Annotated in this window: 4 protein-coding genes; 1 reads left to right on the top strand and 3 read right to left on the bottom strand. The window is 48.2% G+C overall.

Going from position 1 to position 2947, the window contains the following annotated elements; genetic code table 11:
• Positions 1-152 precede the first annotated feature (152 nt).
• The 3 genes from lptB to Q0236_RS00710 are packed head-to-tail and all read right to left on the bottom strand — an operon-like array spanning position 153 to position 1504.
• The gene (gene lptB / locus Q0236_RS00720) at positions 153-875 is read right to left on the bottom strand and encodes an LPS export ABC transporter ATP-binding protein (protein WP_297913824.1); all 723 of its coding nucleotides are present in this window, start codon (positions 873-875) and stop codon (positions 153-155) included.
• The gene (tsaE, locus tag Q0236_RS00715; protein ID WP_297913821.1) at positions 868-1275 is read right to left on the bottom strand and encodes a tRNA (adenosine(37)-N6)-threonylcarbamoyltransferase complex ATPase subunit type 1 TsaE; all 408 of its coding nucleotides are present in this window, start codon (positions 1273-1275) and stop codon (positions 868-870) included. Before tsaE ends, lptB begins: the two co-directional genes overlap by 8 nt.
• On the bottom strand, positions 1259-1504 hold the full coding sequence (locus Q0236_RS00710; RefSeq protein ID WP_297913818.1) for a S4 domain-containing protein: 246 nt from the start codon (positions 1502-1504) through the stop codon (positions 1259-1261). The genes tsaE and Q0236_RS00710 overlap by 17 nt, the downstream gene beginning before the upstream one ends.
• Positions 1505-1592: 88 nt before the next feature.
• On the opposite strand from Q0236_RS00710, the gene Q0236_RS00705 reads away from it, so the two are divergent.
• Positions 1593-2813 carry an argininosuccinate synthase gene (locus Q0236_RS00705; protein WP_297897071.1) on the top strand — a complete coding sequence of 407 codons (1221 nt, stop codon included), beginning with the start codon at positions 1593-1595 and terminating at the stop codon, positions 2811-2813.
• Positions 2814-2947: the final 134 nt, after the last annotated feature.

Raw genomic sequence — 2947 nt, 5'->3', positions numbered from 1 at the left:
CTTTAAATTTTAATATGCAAAATTTTAAATCAAGTGTCGCGAGTACGACTAATCGCAGCCGTACACTTGAATTTTAAATCGTAAAACTTAAATTATAGAAATTAATGCGCGCGCCGAAGCGGGAGCTGAAAATCTAAAGCGCTCTGGCTGACTTAGATGCTAAAATCCTCGCCGAGGTAGAATTTACGCACATTTGGATCGCTGGCTATCTCTTTTGCGGTGCCGCCTGCGAATAGCTCGCCGTCTTTGATGACGTAGGCGCGGTCGCAGATCGCAAGCGTTTCGCGGACGTTATGATCGGTGATGAGTACGCCGATGCCGAGCTTTTTTAGGTCTCGCACGATGCTTTGGATGTCGCTAACGGCGATCGGATCGACGCCCGCAAATGGCTCGTCCAAAAGTAGAAATTTCGGCGTTATCATTAGGCTTCGCGCGATCTCGCAGCGCCTGCGCTCGCCGCCACTTAGGCTTACGCCTTTGCGCAATCTGATCGGCTCGATGTTGAGCAGATTTAGCATCTCATCGACCTTACGTGAAGCTTCGGCTTTATTTTTATAGGTAATCTCTGCAGCGAGCATTAAATTTTCCTCAACGCTGAGCTCCTTAAAAACGCTACTTTCCTGCGGCAGGTAGCCGATGCCGAGCTTAGCGCGCTTATGAAGCGGAACCTTTGCGATGCTATTTTCATTAAGCAAGATATCGCCGCCGCTAGCGCTTATCAGCCCGCAGATCATATAAAACGTCGTGGTTTTGCCCGCTCCGTTGGGTCCTAGCAGCCCCACGATCTCGCCGTTGTAAAGCTCCAGCGAGATGCCCTTAATGATCGGCGTGCCTTTTATGGTTTTTTTAAGACCCCTGACTTCCAGTTTATGCATAGCTTACCTCGTATTTTCGCCCTTGCGCGTGCGGCGTGATCCTCACTACGCAAAAATCAAGCTCATATTTTTTAAGTAAATTTATCAAATTTTCATCCGCCCATTCGATCAGATGAAGCCCCTCTTCAAATAAATTTTCAAATAGTCCATTTTTTAAAATCCCCTCACAGCCGCCGTTATAGATGTCGTAATGATAAATTTCGCCGTAGTTTTGCATGATCGAAAATGTAGGCGAGTTCACGTGCTCGTCTAACCCATGCGCTCGCACGATCGCGCGCGCAAGCGTTGTTTTGCCGCTGGCAAGATCGCCGATGAGTAAGATTATACCGCTTTTTGGCAGAGCCTGCACGAGGCGCGAAATTTCATCCTCGCCGCAGAGCAGTTCAAAGCTCTTGGGCATACTTTGCCTGCTCACTTTTGGGCGTATTTTTCGCGCTAGGAAAGGCTAGGACTTTAAAGCTTTGTTTTCTATCTAAAAAGCTTATTGTGATTACATCGCCGATTTTAAGCTCTTTGGCGGGCTTTGCTACGACGCCGTTTACGGCTACGACGCCGCTTTTGCACATATCTTCGCTGATGGCGCGCCGCTTGGTGATATTGACTGCGTTTAAAAATTTATCGATTCTCATAGGCGTGAGTTTAGCGATATTTGCCTTAAAAGCAACTATTAAACTATTTTTGGTAGAATTTCGCCAAATTTTACGTAAAGGATTTGAGATGGCAAAAGATGTAAAAAAGGTCGTTTTGGCGTATTCCGGAGGACTAGATACTAGCATTATTTTAAAGTGGCTAGGCGATACTTACGGCTGCGATGTGGTGACTTTCACCGCAGATATCGGTCAGAATGAGGATTTGGAGCCGATCAAAAACAAAGCTGTGAAACTGGGCATCAAAAAGGAAAATATCTTCGTAGAGGATCTGCGCGAGGAATTTGTGCGCGATTACGTATTTCCGATGTTTCGCGCAAATGCCGTCTATGAGGGCGAGTATCTTTTAGGCACGTCGATCGCGCGCCCGTTGATCGCTAAAAAGCTAGTTGAAATTGCTAAAAAAACCGGCGCGGACGCCATAAGCCACGGTGCGACCGGTAAGGGTAACGACCAAGTCCGCTTCGAGCTTGGCGCATATGCGCTAAATCCCGATATTAAGGTGATTGCGCCGTGGAGGCTGTGGGATTTGAACTCTCGCGAGAAACTGCTTGCTTACGCTAAGAAAAACGGCATCGACATCGCCTCAAAGCCAGGCAAATCGCCGTATTCAATGGATGCTAACATCCTTCATATCTCCTACGAGGGCTTGGTGCTGGAAGATCCCGCTCATGCGCCTGAGGAGGATATGTGGCGATGGACCGTGAGCCCTAAAAATGCGCCCGATAAGAGCGAGATCATCGAGATCGAATACAAGCACGGCGATCCCGTAAAGCTAAACGGCAAGGCGCTTAAACCGCACGAGATGCTAGCAGCGCTTAACGAGCTTGGCGCTAAAAACGGCATCGGCAGGCTCGATCTTGTAGAAAATCGCTACGTCGGCATGAAGAGTCGCGGCTGCTACGAAACTCCGGGCGGCACGATCATGCTAAAGGCTCACCGCGCGATCGAGAGCATCACGCTAGATCGCGGCGCGGCGCATCTAAAAGACGATCTGATGCCGCGCTACGCCGAGCTCATCTACAACGGCTTTTGGTTCAGCCCGGAGCGCTTGCTGCTTCAAGAGCTGATAAATAAATCCCAAGAGCACGTAAACGGCAAGGTTAAACTCGAGCTTTATAAGGGCAACGTGACCGTACTAGGCAGACAGAGCAAGAGCGATAGCTTGTTTAATACCGATTTCGTGACGTTTGAAGAGGATAAAGTTTTTAATCAAAAAGACGGCGACGGATTTATCAAACTAAGCGCGCTAAGATTTATCATCGCAGGCAAGAACGGACGCAAGCTTTAGCTGAAATTTTGCCGCACGGCGCGCAGGCAAATTTTACAAAACGAAATTTTAAAATTTTATCGGAAAAATGCGAGCGGCTGCTGGCGGGTTTCATGAAATTTCATTAAATTTCAGATCCGCCCGCGCCGCTTATA

The sequence above is a fragment of the uncultured Campylobacter sp. genome (assembly GCF_938031315.1).
Classification (GTDB): Bacteria; Campylobacterota; Campylobacteria; order Campylobacterales; family Campylobacteraceae; genus Campylobacter_B.
This window is presented reverse-complemented; position numbering and strand designations above follow the sequence as displayed.